Raw genomic sequence first — 19738 nt, forward strand, 5'->3', positions numbered from 1 at the left:
AGGTCCGGAATCCGGGTGGGGGAAGAAGGAGGTTGTTCAGCTGCTCCGAAGCCAGCGGATGGCTTCGTCCCGGTAGTCGATGATTCCTTTGTAGGTTGCGATATCCTCGGGGGTTGCGGCGAGGATCTGGGCCAGCTGATCCCGCCAGGCGGGAATGGCCTTGATTTCTTCGAGTGATGCCATGAACGTGCGGATGCTGAAGGTAACTGCTCCGGACATGGGCAGACGGATGAAGTGCTCGAGTTCGATGCGCAGTTGAAGTTTCCCGAAATCCCGGTCGGCAACCAGACGGGGGATGTCTTTGCCCCACTCTGGAAGTTCTTCCAGGCTGATGTCGAGTTTGCGGGAACCTGAGGCAGACAGCGTCCAATTGACGCGCCGGTACACCCGGTCCGCCGGCAGGCGCATCAGGAACTGCTCGGCGCGGGAGGTGATTCCTTCCCCTGTCAGGCGTGGAACGGGGCCGTGTATTTCCCTGAAGCTCATTCCGACATCAAAGGTCACCGACCAGGCAGCGGCGAAGGTGACCAGACCGGCGTCGAAATAGAGCTGTCCTCCCCGTTCCTTAACTAGGAGAAGATCGTCGGGGATCTCCCGGCCCAGGAAAGTCATGGGGTCATAGGGCAGGGATTGTTCATCACCGATGGCGAATACCTGGTCCGTTCGCAGGAGGTCGTTTCTCCACCGGATAACATCGCCATTTTCCTCCAGGTGCATGACGTCAGGATGGGACACCGACAGATCCCGCAAGTAGTACATCAACAGGTCCCAGCACGCCGGCATCATGCCCGGCAGAATCTGGACCCGCGAGGGATCGGCTTCCAGGATGCGGCGGCGCTCCGTCATGATGTGGAGGTACTCGTCACCGCCGAGATCAACGATGTTTGCACCCCACTCTCCCGCTGCCGTCTTTTTGGTCACGCGAGCGGGTTCCACGTTGACGGTGTATTGAAACTGCTCCTGGTCTTCGGCAAACGGCCAAGGCAGGTTGGTTGTGTGAACCAGGTTGGTAATTGTCTTGCCGCTCACAAGTCCACCTCTATTTCTTGTCCACGGGATACGCAGCAGAGCATGGCCGTGCCGGCATTCCTTTCTTCATTACTCAAGACGTGGTCACGATGTTCGATCGTCCCGGAACGGACCGGGATCCTGCATTCTCCGCAGACTCCCTGCCGGCAAAGGTTGGGAACATCGAGTCCCGCCTCCAGCAGCTTTTCCAGCAGGCTCACTCCGGGCTGGACCGTGAACCCTTGCCCGGTGGACGCGATTCGCACGCCGAACGCATCACCCGGCTCCAGATCTGGCGCCTGAAATCTCTCCGAATGGAGCCGATCGTCATGCCACCCTGCGGCGCGGCCGAGGGCGAGGTAGTCATCCAGCATGTCTGCAGGCCCGCAGGCGTAGGCGTGCGTGCCCAGAGGCTGGTGGCGGAGTCGCTGGCGTATCAGTTCCAAGCCCGGCTCCCGGCCATGCGCTTCGTAGAGTTCCATGGAGTAACTGGCTGCCAGTGTCCGCAATTCCGCCAAGTGTGCTGCGGATCCCGGTCGGTAAATATAGACGACCTCTGCGGGGCGGCCCCACCGGGCTGCGGCCAATGCGTGGGAAAGCACCGGGGTAACGCCAATGCCCGCGGCAATGAGCAGTAACTTCTTCGCAACCGGATTTGGAGCGAACATGGAGCGAGGGCCCTCGACGAGCACGTTGCCGCCAACGCTCACATTCGCATGCAGCCATTCGGATCCCCCGCCGGTTTCATGGCGCAGTACCGAGATTTCGTAGCGGCGCGGATTTACCCCGTCGCCAGTGAGCGAATAGGCGTTGCGTTTATCTCCGGCCTGGATAATCAGGTGGCTTCCAGGTTCAAAGCCTGTGAGGGTCCGGCCTGCAGGGTCGGCAAAGACGAAGTGGGTTATCTCTGGCGTCAGAGGCTCGGCCGACACAACGATGAGTTCCCGAGGATGCGTCTCGAAAGCGTGGTGCAGGTGTCCCGCGTTGGGAAGAAGTTGCTGGACGGCCGTGGTCATGGCACGTCCCGGGCACAGGCGTCGGATGCCAGGAAACTCCCCCGGACCGCAGACAGATGCGGGTGGATTTCCAGCGTCCGGGCGCAGCCGGGACAGGCCACCCGGCCCCCCGGTTCACCGGTGACACAATTTGTCTGCCGGCAATGCGCACAGTAGATCGGAAGGCTGGATACGTCGCGGGCTAAGCCGCGCACCTCCTCCGCCAGTGCTCCGCTACGCAGGGCAAGGGCGGTTGTCTGCAGCACGTCGAACTGCCCGCCGACAATCATGATCCGGAGACCGTTCTGGCTCGAACAGAGGGTGCGGGACAACTGGCGCCCGGCATCAGGCGTGAAACGAGTGAACGTCAGCCACTGCACGGGCGCTATTTCAAGCGCTTCGGCCAGCCACTGCCTGGCGACACTGGAACTCTCTCCATTGCCGTACGAAATGATGAGAAAGGACGTTCCGCTGGGGTCCAAAGGCGGGGCATCCGAGCGCGGCGTCCGGCGACTCAAGGTCTGCGCGGTCACGGCTTCGGCCACGGTGGTCATCCCTCGCTACCCTTCAGCCATGAAGCAGCAGCGTTTCGGTAGCGTTCGATGCCCTTGTACTCGGCCATGTCGGCCGGAAGCTCTTCGATGACTTTTCCCAGACGCTCGCGCCAGGCGGGGACGGCAGCAATCTCGCGCAGTGAGGCCAGATACGTCCGCACCAGGAAAAGCAGTGCTCCTGAGTGAGGAAGTTTGATCAGGTGCTGCACTTCCACCCTTAGGTGGAGCCTGTCCGGCAGCGCAGGGTCGGTGATTACCAGGGTCCTGTCCTGGGCCCAGTCCGGGTAGGTTTCGGTAGAGGTGTCCAGCCGGCGGTCGACGGTCATGGTCCAGTTTGTCCGTCTGTATTGTTCGCCTGGCTGCAGTCTCAGCAGGAACTGGTGGGCCCTGGTGATGATCTTCTCTTCGTGAACGCGGGGTACCGGACCGTGCACTTCAAGGAAGCGCATGCCTACATCGAAGCCCATGGACCAATCGGCGGCAAAAGTCACGAGTCCGGCATCCAGCCACAGTGCGCCCTCCCGCTGGTCCAGCAGAACAATGTCATCCTGGATCTGGCTGGCGATAAAGCGCAGCGGCCCCATCGGCAACGACTCGTCCTCGCCGACAATGAACTGAATCTCCAACCCCTGCAGCTCGTTACGCCAGGTGCAGGCCCGCCCTTCGCGCTGGAATTGCATGCTCTCGGGGTACGTCGATGCCATGAGCGGCAGGAGTGTGGTAATCGTGTCCCACACTGCGGGCTGCATGTGGTCCGTCAGCTGCATCCGCGTGGGATCCCTTTTCAGCACATCCTCGCGTTGGCTCTGCTCGTCGAGGTAGCCCTCGTCGATGTCGATGATGCGCTCGCCCCAGCTTCCCGCCTCCGTTTGCACTGGGTGGAGGGCTGGTTCGACATTGGTGCTGTAACGGTAGGAGTCCTCCCGGAACGGAAAGGGAAAGGCTTTGATGCGGGCAGAAAGACGGTGCGGATCCACCCCGGAGCCGATGCCGGTGCCATCCGCAAGGGCATCTTCCGTGTCCCGGCCTATTTCGTTCGTGCTGACACTCATAAGTCCAGCTCCAGTTCCTGGTCTTGGCTCCGCGATACGCAACACATCGCGGTGTCGTTGGCTGCTTTTTCTTCGTCTGTAAGATACAAATCCCGGTGCTCAACCCGGCCCCGCAGCACCTGTACGGCGCATTCACCGCACACGCCCTTCCGGCACATGTTGGAAACGGCTATTCCTGAGCCCTCCAACGCCTCCAGCAATGACTGCCCAGCTGGCACGCTGAGTCGTCTTCCGCTCCGGGAGAGCCGCACGCTAAAGGGTTGACCGGGGTCCTGATCAGCTGCCCCGAAAGGTTCCGAGTGCAGCCGGTCGGCCGGCCATCCCGCGAGCTCGGCCTGCGTTAGCACGGTGTTCATGAATTCTGCTGGCCCACAGACATACAGATGAGTGCCGAGAAGTTGCGTCAGCAGGGCGTTTTGCAGCACTCGGCCGAAGCCCTCCCTGTCCGAGCACTCGGTCAATCCTGTTGCGCAGGCTGCCCTGACTTCCTCGAGGTGGGCGCCCTCACCAGGCCGGTAAGAGTAGATCAACGAACTGGGCCTGCCCCATTCGTTGGCCGCGCGCGCGTGGGAAAGCATCGGAGTGATCCCTATGCCACCCGCGATCAGCAAATGGTGTCTGGCATTGGACACTGGGGGGAAGGCGCTCCGGGGACGGGATACGGTGACCGTATCCCCTACGGAGATGCTGTGCATTGCCGCGGAACCGCCAGCTCCGTCGTCGGCCCTGCGGACCGAAATCGTGTATGCGGTCGGGTGCAGGCCGCTTCCGGTGAGCGAGTAGGCGTTTGCTTTTGCTTTTGCTCCGCACCGGACGACGATATGACTGCCGGGAACGAAGCTGGGCAGCTGCCCGCCCTCGGGGTCGCGGAAGGTGAAACTTCTGACGAGCGGTGTCTGGTCCAGGATCCCTACAACTTCGAGTTCCAATTGAGGGGACGCGACGGGCCTGGTCGCAAGAGCAGTGGCCGTCATATAACCTCCTCAGCATTGGCCTTGAACCCCAGGTAACTGGCGGTGCGGCGGGAAAAATGGTGATAGATCATCAGATCGCGAGCGCAGCCGGAGCAGCTGACGGTAGCGCCCAAGCTGTTTCCTGTTACGGTCGTTGCCTTGCAGTGGGCACAGTAGACGCGACGCTCCCCTGCGTCCGTTTCCACGAGGGAGACTTCCGCGTCCACCGCACCGCTCCCGAGGGCCTGAGCCCGGGCAGCGTAGATCTCCGCCTGCGGCCCGGCGAACAGCAGATGGACGCCGACTTTTGAGTTCCCCACAACGTCGCCCAGGTCCGCCAGCGTTGCGCTGTCGGCCCGGTCCAATTGGACATGGCGCCGAGGAATTCTCGGGTCTGACTGCTTCAGCCACACCTCCGCGGTCTGTGCTCCAGCGGACGTGAAGGAAATGGCTAGGATTTCCCGGGCCCGGGCCGGCGGCGGAACTGCCGCCGGCCTAGGCACACTGGTGAACTCAGAGGCCATGGCTTAGGGGGCAAAAGAGCGGTGGCCGGTGTAGAAACCGAGTGCGTAGTCCGTGGTTTCGAACTTCACGGTGGTGCCCTTCGGGAAGAACAGGACGTCGCGCTCCTTGGCGCGGGTGACTTCCCCGGTGGCCTGATCGGTGAGGATAAATTCCCCTTGGATAACGACCTTCATTTCGTCGTATGTGTACTCGTACACGAGGGGCTCAGAGGCCTTGAGTTCGAAAAATCCGCAACTGATGGCTGCGCCTTCGGGATTCGAAAGCGAGTCGCCGATGAACGCCTCAGTGCCAGGCTCATCCATGGTGGGCAGGTTCTTGAAGCCATCCTCGACCTTGTGGATTGCTCCGGCCTTACTCAGGTTTCCAATCAAAGTTTCCAACGGTGCTCTCCTTAGGGTTACTGTGGTGAAATCAAGATTACCTACAGTGAATCGCCCTAGGTTTCCGAGCGGTTACGTCTTGGTTAAGCCTGCGAGATCGTGCATCCGGGACCGGCCGCAGCGCCAGCGTTGACTCCGCCTCCCGTGCAGCCGGCCCTGCCGGGCAATCAGCGCGGCGGTGACCAGCGCCGTCGTAATTTCCACAGCGATAATTGCCAGCGAGGCCGCCGCAGCGGAAGTTGCAGTTCCGACGACGGCCTGGGCAGACGTTGCGTGGCTGTGGTCCGACGACACCGCTTCGAGCAGCAAGAATCCGCCAACAGCGTCGGCTGCCCTTCCGAATGGAGCTTGCAGCCCACCGGCTCCCTGAGCCGGTTCTTCGGAAGCATTGCCGCGTTCGTTGCCCTCCCCAATGCGCTGGCGGACTACGTCCTCCGCCTCCACCCGATTGGTGAACCCGTCAATGGCCAAAAGCAGTCCGGCTACGGCCTGGAATTCGGCGTCGACGGCCTCGAGGCCCTTGGCGTTCGGCAGGCAATCAACGGCTGACCTTTCGGCTTCTCAATAATGACGGCGGAGGGCCGGGGCGGGATGCGCCCCGACCCTCCGTGGCGGTCGACGGAGTCCGGCCGCCGTTGGCGGCTCAGCTCTGTTGGAGCAGCTGCTGTTGAAGCCAGGGCCTTGTGGGTGTTTGGCCCAGCCTGTCGTTGAAGTCCTGGGCTTCCCGGTAGTAATCCAGCAGGCTCAGCTGGGAAGCGGCTCCCGGGTCCAGGATGACCACGGCCCTCCGGTGCAGCTGGAGCACCGACGCGGGGCAGTGGGCGCTGACCGGCCCTTCAACCATGGCCCGGACACCGGTGGCCTTGTTCTCCCCCATCGCCACCAGCACTGCCAGTTTGGCTTCGCGGATGGTCCCGAGACCCTGCGTCAGGCACAGCCGCGGAACATCGCCGTCGGAAAAGAACCGCGCGTTGTCAGCCCGCGTGGCCCCGGCGAGGGTCTTCACCCTCGTGCGGGAAGCAAGTGACGATGTCGGCTCGTTGAAGCCTATGTGGCCGTTGGCGCCGATGCCCAGGATCTGAATGTCCACACCCCCGCCGGCGGCGATGGCTGCGTCATAACGGTCAGCTTCGGCCACCAGGTCCGGCGCGTCCCCCCGCGGGGTAAAGAGCCGTTCCAAGGGCAGGTCCACATGGTCGACGAACTCCCGCCGGATGGTGGAGTAGTACGACTGCCCATGCTCCGGCGGCAGACCCGCGTATTCGTCCAGCGTGAAGCCGGTGACCTGGCTGAAACTGAGTTGTTCCTCGCGGTGCCGCCGCATGAGCTCCTGGTAGGTGGATCGCGGGGAGCCGCCGGTCGCCAGCCCCAGCACGGCCGGTCCTTGCCGGACCCGGGCTTCGATGATGTCCGCCGCGCGGGCTCCTACGTGATCGGCGGACTCACACAGAACTATCTGCACGGTCATTCCTTTCCTGCGTTTGTGGTGTGCCGGCGCGGTAGGCCTGCACGAGTTCAAGTCCTTCGGTGGTCACCAGCACGTCCGCCCGGAAACCCTGGGCAATGGCGCCCACCCGGTTGGGACCAGGCCGATCCAGGCCCATCAGCCGCGCCGGGGTTGAGGTAGCCGCCATGACGGCATCGGCCAGGGGAACGCCCCATTCAACGCAGCGGCGCACGTTTTCCAGCAGCAGGCTCGTCGCCCCGGCGATCGCCCCGGGACCGGCGTCGGGACCGGCGTCGGCGGTGCCGGCCAGCCGTGCCACACGGTCCTGGACCAGCACGTCCAGGCTGCCGAGAGTGTAGTGGCCGTCGGACATGCCCGCCGCTGCCATCGCATCCGTAATGAGCGCAATGGAGCGGGGTCCCACCAGCCCGAAGACCATGCAGACGATCTCCGGGTCCAGGTGCACGCCGTCGGCAATCAGTTCCAGCACCATCTGCCCGGGTGACTGTTCGGCCGCCTGCAGCAGGACCGCAATGGGCCCGGGCGTTCGGTGGCCCAGCGGGGGCATCCGGTTGAACAGATGCGTGGCCGACCACGGGCCGCCAACCCCACCGTTTGCGCCGCCCAGGACTTCCCTGGTGCGGGAAGCCGTGGCGGCGGTGTGGCCCAGGGAAGGCACGACGCCGTGTTCCCGGCAGAGCTGCACCAGCTCGGCAAAGTGCGGGGTTTCCGGAGCAAGAGTCAGTGACCGCACGGTCCCTCGTCCCGCCTCAAGCCACTGCTGCAGGAGCGCCGGGTCGCCGTCGATGATGGCTGCCGGGTCCTGGGCCCCACACATGCTTGTGGTGATGAACGGCCCTTCCAGGTGCAGGCCGGCCAGGGTGCCGTCCTGCACCAGGTCCCGCAGCACAGCGATCTGTTCCAGTAGCACCTGCGACGGCGCCGAGACGAGCGAGGCGAGTACCGACGTCGTGCCCTGCGCTGCGTGGTGGCCGGCAGCCAGGCGTGCACCATCCGCATCCGCGGAGAAAGTGTGCCCCACGGCACCGTGGCAGTGCACGTCCACGAGCCCGGGCAGGATCAGCGGCACTTGCCGGATGGCGACGCCCATACCGGCCGGCAGGTCCGCCGTCGGGCCGCACCACACGATGTTCCCTCTGGCTATCACCACGGCGCCGTCGTCGATAACTTCGTCACCCGGGCGGCCGGTAACGAGACGGCCCCGCAGCCCCACCCCGCCGTCGGCGTCCAGGGTCACCGGCCGGTCAGCTGGCATCGGCTTTGGCCATTGAGCCGTTCTCGTCGTTTTCATCTTCGCGGCCCATGGTGCGCAGGTTCCAGCGACGGATCACAAAGCGGAACACCACGTAGTACACCGCGGCGTAGACCAGCCCGATGGGGATCAGCCACAGCGGATTCTGTGCGATGCCGAAGTTCAGGACATAGTCGATCGCTCCTGCTGAGAAGCCGAACCCGTGATGGATGCCGAGGAAGTTGACCAGCATCATGGACGTCCCGGTCAGGAAGGCGTGGACGACGTACAGCGGCCAGGCCACAAACATAAACGAGAATTCCAGCGGTTCAGTGATCCCGGTGAGGAAGGCCGTGAGACCGGTGGAGAACATCACGCCGCCCACGATCTTCTTCTGCGACGGCTTTGCTTCCTGCCAGATGGCGAGGGCGGCTGCGGGCAGGGCGAACATCATGATGGGGAAGAATCCGGTCATAAAGACGCCAGCGGTGGGGTCCCCGGCGAAGAACCGGTTCAGGTCGCCGTGGGCGCCGTTGTAGTCGCCGATGATAAACCAGACGATGGAGTTCAGGATGTGGTGCAGGCCCAGCGGAATGAGCAGCCGGTTGAGTGTGCCATAGACCCCGCTGCCCACCACGGTGTTGTCCGCAACCGTGTTGCCCACCGCTGTCAGCCCGTTATTGAACAGCGGATACAGCAGCGCCATGGCCACGCCGATCACGATCGCGGCGAAGGACGTCAGGATGGGCACAAGGCGGCGGCCCGCAAAGAAGCCCAGCCAGTCCGGCAGGGTGGTGCGGTGGAAACGCTGCCAAAGCAACGCCGTCGTCAGGCCCATCACAATGCCGGCCAGCACGCCGTAATTGATGACGGGATCCTTGCCGCCCTCCGGGGCGGCTCCCAGCACTAGCGGGGCCATGACCTTGAAGACGTTGGTCAGGACCAGGTATCCGACGACGGCGGCAAGGGCCGTGGAACCGTCACCCTTTTTGGCGAAACCGAAGGAGATACCGACGGCGAAGAGCAGCGGCAGGTTCTCGAACAGGGCGCCGCCGGCGGCGCCGATGACCTGGGCGACGGTGGTCAGGGATTCGAACCTGCCCAGCAGGTCGTCTTGGCCCAGGCGCAAAAGCAGCGCCGCGGCGGGGAGGGCGGCGATGGGGAGCATAAGGCTGCGGCCGAAGCGCTGCATGTTCTGCAGCGCTTTTCCGCTGCCCTTGCCCTTGCTCGGGGCCGGAGCGGCCAGCGGGCCGGCCCCGGCGGAAGCTGATGGGTTTTCCGTGGTCATGATGTTCCTCGTCTCGAAGAGGGTGGTGCTTGTGCGTGGATGCTTGATTCAGTAGAGTCTAGCTAACTGGTTATAACCAGTGACAACCATCACTGTGAAGGGCGCCGGCCTCAGTTGTCAACCTCAAGCCGTAAAAAAGCTTCCGGACCCGGTGTCATTCACCGCGAAACGAACTCAGGAGTGGACATGTCCAAAGCAGAAATCATCCTCGCCGCCCTTGGCGGCGCCGACAACGTCGAAGAAATCGAAGGGTGCATCACCCGCCTTCGCACCGAGGTGGTGGACTCCTCCCGGGTTGACGAGGCCGCCCTCAAGGCCGCGGGTGCCCACGGCGTCATGATGTCCGGCACGGTGGTCCAGGTGGTTGTGGGTCCGGAAGCCGAAAGCCTCGCCGAAGACATCCAGGACCTGATGTGAGCAGTCCTGAGGTGAGCACGCCTGACGTGAGCACGGAAGCACCAGCCCAGGTCATCAGCGTTGTCTCCCCCCTGCCGGGCCGGCTTATTCCCCTGAACGAGGTGCCGGACCCCGTATTCGCCAAGGGGCTTGTAGGTGGCGGCGCCGCCGTAGTTCCCGACGACGACGCCGGCGTCCTCACCGCCGTCGCACCGCTGGACGGCAGGGTCATCAAGGTCATGCCCCACGCCTACATCGTCCAGCACGCGTCCGGGCCCGCCGTGCTGGTCCACGTCGGCATCGACACCGTCGGCCTGAAGGGCGAGGGCTTCACCGTGCTCGCGCAAAAGGGGGACCAGGTCCGCGCCGGCGACCCCATGATCACCGTGGACGTCACACTGGTCCGCTCAAAGGACCTGAGCATGTGCAGTCCCGTGGTGATCCTGGACAGCGCGGCGGACGCCATCGAACCTCCGGCCTCCGGTGGCCGGGTGGAATCAGGCGGCCACCTGTTCAAAATTCCCGGAAAATAGGAGACATGGATACGGCAGGGGAACTAAAACACGTCTGGGTCCGCAGGCAACTCCAGCAACTGGTGGCCACCACAATGCGGCCCGGCGATGCCCTGCTGGGTGAGCGCCAGCTGGAGGAGCAGTTCGGAGTCTCCCGGATCACGGTGCGCCGTGCCATTTCGGACCTGGTCCAGGACGGCGCATTGGTGCGGATCAAGGGGAAAGGCACGTTCGTCTCCCACGGGCTGGTGCGTTCCACCCTGCACCTGGCCTCGTTCAACGAGGACATGCGGGCAGCCGGATTCGAACCCAGCACACGGGTCATCAACGCCTCCACGGCAGTGCCGCCGGCGGCGGCCGCCGATCACCTCGGCCTGGCGCCCGGGGAAGCGGCCTATCGCGTCCGCAGGCTGCGGCTCGCGAACGGCGCGCCCGTCAGTGTGGACGAATCGTGGCTGCCGCCAGCGCTGGTCCCCGGGCTACTCTCGGAAGACCTGACGGGGTCCCTTTACCGGGCCCTTGGCGCCGCAGGGCACCCGGTGCAGCATGCGGAACAGACCGTCGAGGCCGCCGCCGCCCCTGACGAGACCGCCGCGCTGCTGGACATCGAGCCGGGGGCACCTGTCCTGCTCTTCCGGCGCCGTTCGTTCACCGGCCAGGAGGACCCCGGCACGCCCATCGAATACGCCGTCTCAACGTACCGCTCCGACCGGTACCAGGTGTCCATGCGTCTGGGCGCGGGCTAAGCCAACACTGCTGGCGTCGCACCAATGCCTCTGGCTCCATGGCTCCCCGCCCTCTGATGCCCCAACTGAGTAGCGGTATCAGCCGTTTTGGACCCTCAAAACGGCACTTGACGCTACTCAGTTGGGTGGGCGGGCACCTGCCGTGAAACCATACGGACCATGGCCCAGAAGATTGCGTACCAGGGTGAGCCCGGCGCCAACTCCAATATCGCGTGCATGCAGATGTTCCCCCAGCTGGAAAGCATTCCCTGCGCCAGCTTCGAGGACGCCTTCGAGCTTGTCTCCGGCGGCGAGGCGGAGCTGGCGATGATTCCGATTGAGAACTCGATCGCCGGCCGGGTGGCGGACATCCACATCCTGCTCCCCCAGTCGAACCTGCAGATCGTGGGCGAGTTCTTCCTGCCCATCCACTTTGACCTGCTGGGCATTCCGGGCAGCACCATCGAGGCGGCCACGGAGGTCCACAGCCACATCCACGCCCTGGGCCAGTGCCGCCGCCTGATCCGGGAGGCCGGACTGCGTCCGGTCATTGCCGGGGATACCGCCGGTTCCGCCCGGGAGGTCCGCGAGTGGAACGACCCCACCAAACTGTCCCTCGCTCCCCCGCTCGCCGCCGAGATCTACGGCCTTGAGGTGCTGGCGTCGCGGGTCGAGGACGACCCGTCCAACACCACCCGTTTTGTGGTCCTGGCGCGGGAAAAGGAACTGCCCACCCGCGAAGAGCTGCCCGGACCGGCGGTGACCAGCTTTGTGTTCCGCGTCAGGAACGTCCCGTCGGCGCTGTTCAAGGCGCTGGGCGGATTTGCCACGAACGGCGTGAACATGACGCGGCTGGAGAGCTACATGGTGGGCGACGAATTCGCCGCCACGATGTTCATGGTGGACGTCGAAGGACACCCCGAGGACCTGCCGTTGCGCCTGGCCCTTGAGGAACTGGATTTCTTTACCACCGAAGTCCGCATCCTGGGTGTCTATCCCGCTGCCGAGTTCCGGACCGCGCAGACAGTCACTGCCTGATCCCTTTCCCGCTGGAGCGGGAGGGCGATTCTCGAAGTCGGGACCGCGGACCGATGCCCCGCCGGTCAGGCCTCCTTGGGCAGCTTGCCCTTCTCATGGAGCAGTAGGAGGGGAGCGAAAAACGCGGCGAGTTCCGCCGTCGCGCCCACTGGCAGGACATTGGCCACGTACTGGTCCGGCCGGACCACCACCACCACGCCGCCGCGGTCCAGGCCGCGGAGCTCGAAGATGTCAGCTGCGGGATCGGTGGCGTAAACGTTCTCGTAGTCAGTCAGCTGGAACGGCCCGACTGACGGCTTGAACGCCGCCGGAACAGCCCCGATATCAACGTTTGTGTGGTCCTGCTGGTAGATGACCTTCACGTCGAACCACGCGTCCCGGTCAGCGCCCGACGGCGTTGCGGCCAGCGGCGATTCCGCCGAGTTCGCGATCCACTCGGCGAAGTCGGCGACGGACGACGGCGACGCGTGCTGTCCCGCCGTCGGCTGTCCGGCATCCTGTTGTTCCGCCGTCGGCCGTTCTGTGGGCGGCGACGCCGTCTGGGGTGCTGCCGCGTCGGCGAAGACGTAGATTCGCCACCGGCCGTCCGCCGTGGCGTGGTGGCCGAGATGCATCGGGTTGCCGTCGCACACCCGCACCACGGGCGCGGACTTGAACCGTTTGCCGATGGGGAAACCGGCGGCCAGGTGCTGGTGCACCGGTTCTGCGGTAATCATGGACGGCGTGTACTGGGTCATGAAGCCCGCGGGGAACTCGGCGGTGCTGACGTAGAAGTCCTCAAGCTCGGAGGGGTTCGCAAACTCCTCGGGCTTCTTCGCCATCATGGTGGACCACTCTTTGTCGAAGTCGATCAGGTTCTTCGCCACCACCTGGCGCTCGGCCGAGTACGTGGCCAGCAGGCTTGCCGGGCTGCGGCCCTCGAGCACATGGCCGAGCTTCCAGCCCAGATTGAAACCGTCCTGCAGCGAGACGTTCATGCCCTGGCCAGCCTTGGCGCTGTGCGTGTGGCAGGCATCGCCGGTGATGAACACGCGGGGTGTGCGCGTCCCGCGCTGGTTCGGAAGGACGTCGTCGAACCTGTCCGTGAGGCGGTGGGCAACCTCATACACGCTGTGCCAGGCGACGTTGCGGACGTCCAGGGTGTAGGGGTGCAGGATGGTGTTCGCGTGGCCGATGATTTGCTCGATGGTAGTGCTGCGCACGGCCCCGTGGTCCTCCGGCGCGACCTCACCGAGGTCAACGTACATGCGGAAGAGGTGCCCGCCTTCGCGCGGGATCAGCAGGATGCTGCCGCCCGCACCGGACTGGATGGCGCATTTTGTGCGGATGTCGGGGAAGTCTGTGACGGCGAGGACGTCCATGACTCCCCACGCGTGATGGGCCTGGTCGCCGGCCATGGTGCAGCCGATCGATTCGCGCACCTTGCTGCGTGCGCCGTCCGCGCCGACGACGTACCTGGCGCGGACCACCCGCACCTGGCCCTCCTCAGGTCCTGAAGTGTGGACGAGCCTCACAGTGACGGGGTAGTCGCCGTCGCCTATATCGAGGCTGCGGAACTCATAGCCGTAGTCGGGCGACATCCGCGCTGGCGCGTTGGCCATGTACTCGGCGAAGTAGTCCAGCACGCGGGCCTGGTTGACGATGAGGTGCGGGAACTCGCTGATGCCCGTGGGGTCGTCCGGCGTGCGGGCGGCGCGGGCGATCCGGGAATGGTCGGCGGGGTCCGGTTTCCAGAACGCCATTTCGGTGATGCGGTACGCCTCGGCGATGATGCGCTCGGCGAAACCGAAAGCTTGGAAGGTCTCGACGCTGCGGGCCTGGATGCCGTCCGCCTGGCCGATGACGAGCCGCCCTGGGCGGCGCTCCACGATGCGCGTGGTGACGCCGGGGAACCGGGAGAGCTGGGCCGCGGCGAGCATGCCCGCAGGGCCGGTGCCCACGATGAGCACGTCCACTTCGTCGGGGAGCTCGGCGGGCCGATTAATGCCGACGCCGGCGGCTGGCTGGACCCGAGGGTCACCGGATACGTAACCGTGGTGGTGGAACTGCACGGGCTTTCCTCACTTCGTTGTGTGGCTGGGAGACATCGAGTTCGATAATAGAACTCAACGTTCCATATATGAATCACGCCCTGAAGTGGAATTCTACGCGGCCGTGATGCAAGCCACAACCAGCCCCCTGCGACCGTGAGCCCGGGTCGCCGGGTCCTACCCCATCGCCGGCGCTACCGACGTTCCGGAGCTGAACTGGCGCCTGGCCCAGCGGGCGAGTTTTTTGCCCTTGCCCTTCCACCAGTTGTCTTCGTCCTTGTCGTGGTGCAGGCGGAAGATGATCGCCACCATCACGAACATCGACATGCCAACCTCCATCCAGGACCAGGCCAGCGCGTCGATCAGCACGCTCATGCCGGCAGCGATGATGGACGGAATGGCCAGCGTTCGGAAGACCGTACTGGCCACGTAGCGCCGGTGCGACCTCGGTACGGACAGCGCCCGCACCATGTCAAAGCACATGCACACCACCACGACGGCCTGACCGACGGCAAGCAGGATCAGCCCAACACTGGACCCTGCGAACATAACGACTGAAGAACCAAACACGAGAAACCCCCAAAGGCTCGAACCTGCGCTGTGAGACCCAGCTGAAGTTCCATTCAAGCCAGTGGGGGCGGTCCGGTCACGAGTAGTGAGTACTCGCTTTTCCGGCATCGGACAAGCGTTGTTCTTGCCTCAGATGAGCATTGCCTGCCGCACATTGGCCGCCGATCCGGCGCCGCCGGCTCCTGAGGACGAGACCCTTCCGGCCGAAAGGACGTAGTAGCTGTCCGCAGCATGGAGGGCAAAACCGATGTGCTGCTCCACCAGGAGGATACTCATGCCGTTGCGCCGGGACAGCTTGACGATGGTCGCTTCGATCTCGGCCACAACGTTGGGCTGGATGCCCTCGGTTGGTTCGTCCAGGATCAGAAGGCGCGGCTCGGTGATCAACGCCCGGGCAATGGCAAGCTGCTGCCGCTGGCCACCCGACAACAGCCCGGCCCGCCGTGCCAGCAGTGGCCGGAGCGCGGGAAACATCTCGAGGACCTCCGCCACGCGTACAGTGCCGTTCCTGCGCCCGTCAGCGACGACCTGCAGATTCTCCATGACAGAGAGCTGCCCGAAGGATTGCTGGCCCTGCGGTACATAGGCCATCCCACGCGCCACCCGCTGGTGTGGGCGGAGGGCCGAGATGTCCTCCCCGTCCAAGGTGATGCGTCCGGCCATGGGTTTGAGGAGCCCGACGACGGCGCGCAGCAGTGTCGTTTTGCCGGCACCGTTGTGCCCCAGAACCGAGACGACGGCTCCCTCCCGGACGGTCATGCTCACTCCGGAGACCACCTGGGTACGGCCGTAACCGGTCTGCAGATCTTCGATTTCCAGCATCAGTGGCCTTCCGTTCCCGAGGTGCCCAGGTACACGTCCTGCACCTTCCTGTCTGCCTGCACCTGCGCTACGCTCCCCTCGCTGAGGACCTTGCCCGCGGCAAGGACAGAGACCGATGTGGCGAACTCACGGACGAAGTCCATATCGTGCTCAATAACCAGGGTGATCCGGTTGGCTGCGATGCGGCGCAGCAGCTCGCCGGTTTCCCCGCGCTCATCCTGGCTCATCCCCGCGATTGGCTCGTCCAGGAGGAGCACGTCCGAGTTCTGCACCAGGAGCATGCCGATTTCCAGCCACTGCTTCTGTCCGTGGGCGAGGATGCCTGCCTTCTTGTCCGCCGCGCCTGCCAGGCCGATGATGTCCAATGCTTCTTCGACGGCCGGGTCCACGGTCTTCCGGCGGCGGAGCATCTGAAGCGGGCTGCGGCCGGAGCCCGCAGCGATGTCGAGGTTCTGGAGTACGGAGAGGTTCTCAAACACGCTTGCGGTCTGGAAGGTGCGCCCCACACCCAGCCGGGCGATCTTGTGCACTTTGCGGCCGAGGATCTCCGTGCCGGTGTGGTTCACCGATCCCGTAGCCGGCACCAGCCCGGTGATGGCATCAATTACCGTCGTTTTCCCGGCACCATTGGGTCCGATCAGGAACCGCAGGTCGCCCTGGATCACATCAAGGTTGACGTTGTCCACCGCCAGGAATCCGTCAAAGGAAACCGAGAGATTACGGACTTCAAGGTATTTAGGCCGGCCGTGGCGCAGTCCCCCGGCCTGCGGCTCTCCGTCAGGGAGCAGCGTAGGCGTCGTCATCTGCTGATCTCCTCAGGCTTGGTGGCTCGCTCTTCAACGTCGGGATCTGGCGCGTCGGGCGGCCCTACGGGATCTGACGCTTCGGGCGGCCCTACGGGATCTGACGCGTCGGGCGGCGCTAGGGGATCTGGCGCGTCGGGCGACGTTCTGCGCCGCCTGCCCAGCAGCGCCGGCAATGAGGCAAGCCCGCCAGGCATAAACCCGATGACCAGGACAAACAGCAGGCCCTGGAAGTACACCCAGAAGGACGGGAAAGTGGAAGACAGGCTGGACTGGGCTGCGGCTACGGAGACCGCGCCGAGGACTGGCCCGAGGAGGGTGGCGCGGCCGCCGATTGCGACGCCGATGAGGAACGCGATGGATGGGATCACGCCCACATCCGCCGGTGAGATTATCCCGACCAGCGGGACGAACAGCGCCCCGGCAACGCCTGCCAGGACAGCTGCAACAACGTAGATGACGGTTTTGACGGTCGCCGGATCATAGCCCAGGAAGCGGACGCGCTCCTCCTGGTCCCGGACCGCCACCAGCAGCTCGCCGAACCGGCTGTGCATGAGCTGCCGGGCAATGGCGAGTGACAGCAGCAGGACCACCGCCGCGATCATGTACAGCATGAGCTTGTTGTTCGGGTCCTTCAGGTCAAAACCGAAGAAGGACCGGAAGCCGTTGAGTCCATTGGAACCGCCGGTTGTGGCCTGCTGGCCGATCAGGAACACGGCGAACGCAGCCGCGAGAGCCTGGCTGAGAATCGCGAAATAGGCGCCTTTGACGCGGCGCTTGAAGATGGCCAAACCGAGGACGAGTGCCACGAGCCCCGGAACCAGGACCACGGCCAGGATGGTCACCGCGGGGCTGCGGAACGGTTCCCACCAGCCGGGCACCTCACCGCTGCCGTAAAGGGACATAAAGTCCGGCACTCCGGAGCCGCCGAAGAGCGACGCGTCGGCCAGCTTCATGTGCATGGCCATAATGTAGGCGCCAAGCCCGAAAAACACGCCCTGGCCCAGGGTCAGCATGCCGCCGCGTCCCCAAGCCAGGCCGATGCCGACTGCCACGATCGCGAAGCAGAGGAACTTCCCCAGCAGGCTCAGGTTGAACGCCGGAAGCACCGCGGGTGCAACGCCCAGGAGCAGGACTGCGCCAAGGGTGAATCCAGCCGCGGTTCCCAACCGCCCGCGCAACAGGATTTTCATGCCAGACTCCTTGTTTTGAGGCTGAAGATGCCCTGCGGCCGAAGCTGGAGGAACACCACAATCACGATCAGGATCAGGACCTTGCCGATGCTGGCCGTCGTCGAGTACTCGAAGACGGACTGCAGCACTCCCAGGGCAAAGGCAGCGATGACGGCCCCCTTGATCTGGCCGATCCCCCCGGCCACCACCACCAGGAAGGCATCCACTATGTAGTTGGTGCCGAGGTACGGGCTTGTTGAACCTATGAGAGTGACCGCGACGCCGGCGATGCCGGCCAGGCCCGAACCGATGAAGAACGTCAGTTGGTCGCTGCGCCGGGTTGACACCCCACTCGTTTCCGCGAGGTCCCGGTTCAGCACAACGGCCCGGATACGGCGCCCGAGCGGCGTGGCCTTCAGGAGGAGGACCAGGCCGGCGAGGCACAGCAGCGAGAGCCCCAGGATAAAGAGCCGGGTCAGCGGGATGGGAGCGCCCAGCAACTCGATGTTTCCCTGCAGCCACCCCGGTGCGCGGACATCGACGCTGGGTGCGCCAAAAATGTCACGTGCGGCCTGCTGCAGGATGAGGGCCACCCCGAAAGTTACCAGGAGGGTGTCCAGGGGCCGGTGGTACATGCGGCGCAACAGCACCGCCTCGAGCACCAGCCCCAGGACACCTCCCACCAGGAAGCCTGCGGGAATGGAAACCAGCAGCGATACGCCGGCGTCGGAGATGGCCTGCTGGACCACAAAGGCCGTGTAGGCCCCGGCCATCATGAACTCGCCGTGGGCCATGTTGATGACCCCCATCTGGCCGAAGGTCAACGACAGTCCCAGTGCCGCCAGGAGCAGCACCGAGCCGAGGCTGAGTCCGGCGAACATCTGCCCTATTAGGAGTTCCATTCCAGCAGGCCTTTCGTCGATGTTTTCCGCGGCCGCTACTTGGCCAGGCTCTCGGCCCAGTCGTAGGTGGACAGATAAGGATCCGGTTCAACGGCCGCGGGCGATGACCACACCGTGTCGATCAGGCCCGCTGAATTGATCTTGCCGATGCGGGGTGTCTTGGTGATGTGGTTGTTCTCCCCGTTGACCGTGACCAGGCCTTCAGGCGCTTCGAATGTCACACCGTCCGCGGCGGCCTGCACCTTGTCCACTTCAAATGAAGCTGCCTTCTCCACCATGGCTTTCCACAGGTACAGCGAAGTGTAGGCAGCTTCCATGGGGTCGCTCGTGACCCGCTCGGCGCCGAACTTCGCCTTGAACGCTGCCACGAACTTCTTGTTGGCCGGGGTGTCCAGGGTCTGGTAGTAATCCCAGGCCGTCAGTTGGCCTTCGACGTTGTCCAGGCCGACGCCGGGGACTTCCTCTTCGGCGATGGAAACAGAGACCACGGGCATGCTGTCCGCCGTCAGGCCAACGCCCTTGTACTGGCGGAAGAAGGCCACGTTGCTGTCGCCGTTGAGGGTGTTGAAGACCGCATCGGCCTTGGAGTCCCGGACTTTGTTGACGATGGTGGAAAATTCCGTGGAGCCGAGCGGGGCGTACTCTTCGCCGAGGACTTCGATGCCCTTGGCCGCCGCGTAGGCATGGATGATTTTGTTGGCTGTTCGCGGGAAGACGTAGTCACTGCCAACCAGGAAAAGGGACTTGGTTCCCTGCTCCGCCAGGTAGTCCAAGGCAGGAATGATCTGCTGGTTGGTGGTGGCCCCGGTGTAGAAGATGTTCTTCGACGACTCCAGGCCCTCGTACTGCACCGGATAGAACAGCAGCGCGTCGTTGGCCTCAAACACGGGGAGCATCGCCTTGCGGCTTGACGAGGTCCAGCCGCCGAACACCGCGGCGGTGCAGTCCTGCTGGATCAGTTTCCCGGCGCGCTCCGCGAACTTGGTCGGTTCGCTGGCGCCGTCCTCACTGATGACCTCAAGCTGTTTGCCCAGGACACCGCCGGAAGCGTTGATCTCCTCGGCGGCCAGGGTCAGGGAGTCGAAGACGGTGCTCTCGCTGATGGCCATGGTGCCTGAGAGCGAGTTGATGAACCCCACCTTGATGCTGCTGCCTGAGGTGTTGACACAGGAACTGCCGCTGCTCGCGGTGGAGCCGGCGGACGCCGGATCGGCTATCTGGCTGCCGCAACCTGCCAGGACAGTGGCCATGGCGGCTGCCGCCAGAGGAAGGAAAGCGCGTTTGGTGACCGAAAAACTCATGTGTACCTGCTTC

Annotated in this window: 22 protein-coding genes and 1 pseudogene; 5 read left to right on the forward strand and 18 right to left on the reverse strand. The window is 64.3% G+C overall.

The features are described 5' to 3' along the window. Window positions 1–36: 36 nt before the first annotated feature. The 8 genes from NG701_RS15000 to NG701_RS15035 form a co-directional block, all read right to left on the reverse strand. The gene (locus tag NG701_RS15000; RefSeq protein WP_252568600.1) at window positions 37–1029 is read right to left on the reverse strand and encodes a heme-dependent oxidative N-demethylase family protein; all 993 of its coding nucleotides are present in this window, start codon (window positions 1027–1029) and stop codon (window positions 37–39) included. Continuing rightward, window positions 1026–2024 (reverse strand): PDR/VanB family oxidoreductase, encoded by a 999-nt coding sequence (locus NG701_RS15005; protein ID WP_252568601.1) that lies wholly within the window; start codon window positions 2022–2024, stop codon window positions 1026–1028. The genes NG701_RS15000 and NG701_RS15005 overlap by 4 nt, the downstream gene beginning before the upstream one ends. Next, window positions 2021–2557, reverse strand: a complete 537-nt coding sequence (locus NG701_RS15010; RefSeq protein WP_252568602.1) for a dimethylamine monooxygenase subunit DmmA family protein — start codon at window positions 2555–2557, stop codon at window positions 2021–2023. The genes NG701_RS15005 and NG701_RS15010 overlap by 4 nt, the downstream gene beginning before the upstream one ends. Beyond that, a complete protein-coding gene (locus NG701_RS15015; RefSeq protein ID WP_252568603.1) occupies window positions 2554–3609 on the reverse strand; it encodes a heme-dependent oxidative N-demethylase family protein in 1056 nt (351 codons plus the stop codon). The genes NG701_RS15010 and NG701_RS15015 overlap by 4 nt, the downstream gene beginning before the upstream one ends. Continuing rightward, window positions 3606–4583, reverse strand: a complete 978-nt coding sequence (locus tag NG701_RS15020; RefSeq protein WP_252568604.1) for a PDR/VanB family oxidoreductase — start codon at window positions 4581–4583, stop codon at window positions 3606–3608. Before NG701_RS15020 ends, NG701_RS15015 begins: the two co-directional genes overlap by 4 nt. Continuing rightward, on the reverse strand, window positions 4580–4927 hold the full coding sequence (locus tag NG701_RS15025) for a dimethylamine monooxygenase subunit DmmA family protein (RefSeq protein ID WP_252568605.1): 348 nt from the start codon (window positions 4925–4927) through the stop codon (window positions 4580–4582). The genes NG701_RS15020 and NG701_RS15025 overlap by 4 nt, the downstream gene beginning before the upstream one ends. A 162-nt stretch (window positions 4928–5089) precedes the next feature. Next, entirely contained in the window at window positions 5090–5467 is a 378-nt protein-coding gene (locus NG701_RS15030) for a cupin domain-containing protein (RefSeq protein WP_252568606.1), read from the reverse strand. 72 nt (window positions 5468–5539) lie between these two features. Further along, window positions 5540–5776: a hypothetical protein gene (locus NG701_RS15035; RefSeq protein ID WP_252568607.1), complete on the reverse strand. Its 237-nt coding sequence runs from the start codon at window positions 5774–5776 to the stop codon at window positions 5540–5542. Between the two features lie 147 nt (window positions 5777–5923). Between NG701_RS15035 and NG701_RS15040 the strand changes: the two are divergent. Then, window positions 5924–6016, forward strand: a pseudogene (locus NG701_RS15040) (aldehyde dehydrogenase family protein); the annotation flags it as partial. Window positions 6017–6110: 94 nt separating this feature from the next. Here the strand turns inward: NG701_RS15040 and nagB are convergent. Genes nagB through NG701_RS15055 form a run of 3 tightly spaced genes read right to left on the reverse strand, consistent with a single transcriptional unit; the run spans window position 6111 to window position 9454 of the window. After that, a complete protein-coding gene (gene nagB, locus NG701_RS15045) occupies window positions 6111–6929 on the reverse strand; it encodes a glucosamine-6-phosphate deaminase (protein WP_252568608.1) in 819 nt (272 codons plus the stop codon). Beyond that, on the reverse strand, window positions 6910–8190 hold the full coding sequence (locus NG701_RS15050; protein ID WP_252568609.1) for an N-acetylglucosamine-6-phosphate deacetylase: 1281 nt from the start codon (window positions 8188–8190) through the stop codon (window positions 6910–6912). The genes nagB and NG701_RS15050 overlap by 20 nt, the downstream gene beginning before the upstream one ends. Continuing rightward, window positions 8180–9454, reverse strand: a complete 1275-nt coding sequence (locus tag NG701_RS15055; protein WP_252568610.1) for a PTS transporter subunit EIIC — start codon at window positions 9452–9454, stop codon at window positions 8180–8182. The genes NG701_RS15050 and NG701_RS15055 overlap by 11 nt, the downstream gene beginning before the upstream one ends. Before the next feature lie 186 nt (window positions 9455–9640). On the opposite strand from NG701_RS15055, the gene NG701_RS15060 reads away from it, so the two are divergent. From NG701_RS15060 to NG701_RS15075, 4 genes are all read left to right on the forward strand, one after another. Then, on the forward strand, window positions 9641–9871 hold the full coding sequence (locus NG701_RS15060; RefSeq protein ID WP_058930899.1) for a PTS sugar transporter subunit IIB: 231 nt from the start codon (window positions 9641–9643) through the stop codon (window positions 9869–9871). A 26-nt stretch (window positions 9872–9897) separates the two neighbouring features. Beyond that, window positions 9898–10383, forward strand: a complete 486-nt coding sequence (locus NG701_RS15065; protein ID WP_252568611.1) for a PTS sugar transporter subunit IIA — start codon at window positions 9898–9900, stop codon at window positions 10381–10383. A 5-nt stretch (window positions 10384–10388) separates the two neighbouring features. Then, window positions 10389–11108 carry a GntR family transcriptional regulator gene (locus tag NG701_RS15070; protein ID WP_252568612.1) on the forward strand — a complete coding sequence of 240 codons (720 nt, stop codon included), beginning with the start codon at window positions 10389–10391 and terminating at the stop codon, window positions 11106–11108. 159 nt (window positions 11109–11267) lie between these two features. Continuing rightward, window positions 11268–12125, forward strand: coding sequence for a prephenate dehydratase (locus NG701_RS15075; RefSeq protein ID WP_252568613.1), 858 nt, complete (start codon window positions 11268–11270; stop codon window positions 12123–12125). A gap of 65 nt (window positions 12126–12190) precedes the next feature. Here NG701_RS15075 and NG701_RS15080 read toward each other — a convergent pair whose 3' ends face one another. From NG701_RS15080 to urtA, 7 genes are all read right to left on the reverse strand, one after another. Continuing rightward, window positions 12191–14176: an FAD-binding monooxygenase gene (locus NG701_RS15080; protein ID WP_252568614.1), complete on the reverse strand. Its 1986-nt coding sequence runs from the start codon at window positions 14174–14176 to the stop codon at window positions 12191–12193. A 156-nt stretch (window positions 14177–14332) separates the two neighbouring features. Beyond that, the gene (locus NG701_RS15085; RefSeq protein ID WP_252568690.1) at window positions 14333–14704 is read right to left on the reverse strand and encodes a hypothetical protein; all 372 of its coding nucleotides are present in this window, start codon (window positions 14702–14704) and stop codon (window positions 14333–14335) included. 150 nt (window positions 14705–14854) lie between these two features. Beyond that, entirely contained in the window at window positions 14855–15547 is a 693-nt protein-coding gene (gene urtE / locus NG701_RS15090) for an urea ABC transporter ATP-binding subunit UrtE (protein ID WP_252568615.1), read from the reverse strand. Next, window positions 15547–16350 carry an urea ABC transporter ATP-binding protein UrtD gene (gene urtD, locus NG701_RS15095; protein WP_252568616.1) on the reverse strand — a complete coding sequence of 268 codons (804 nt, stop codon included), beginning with the start codon at window positions 16348–16350 and terminating at the stop codon, window positions 15547–15549. Before urtD ends, urtE begins: the two co-directional genes overlap by 1 nt. Further along, a complete protein-coding gene (gene urtC, locus NG701_RS15100) occupies window positions 16347–17543 on the reverse strand; it encodes an urea ABC transporter permease subunit UrtC (RefSeq protein ID WP_252568617.1) in 1197 nt (398 codons plus the stop codon). The genes urtD and urtC overlap by 4 nt, the downstream gene beginning before the upstream one ends. Further along, complete coding sequence (gene urtB / locus NG701_RS15105; protein WP_056341284.1) at window positions 17540–18424, reverse strand: urea ABC transporter permease subunit UrtB; 885 nt, start codon at window positions 18422–18424, stop codon at window positions 17540–17542. The genes urtC and urtB overlap by 4 nt, the downstream gene beginning before the upstream one ends. Window positions 18425–18459: 35 nt before the next feature. Further along, window positions 18460–19725, reverse strand: coding sequence for an urea ABC transporter substrate-binding protein (gene urtA, locus NG701_RS15110; protein WP_252568618.1), 1266 nt, complete (start codon window positions 19723–19725; stop codon window positions 18460–18462). Window positions 19726–19738: the final 13 nt, after the last annotated feature.

Source organism: Pseudarthrobacter cellobiosi, assembly GCF_023913815.1.
Lineage (GTDB): Bacteria > Actinomycetota > Actinomycetes > Actinomycetales > Micrococcaceae > Arthrobacter > Arthrobacter cellobiosi.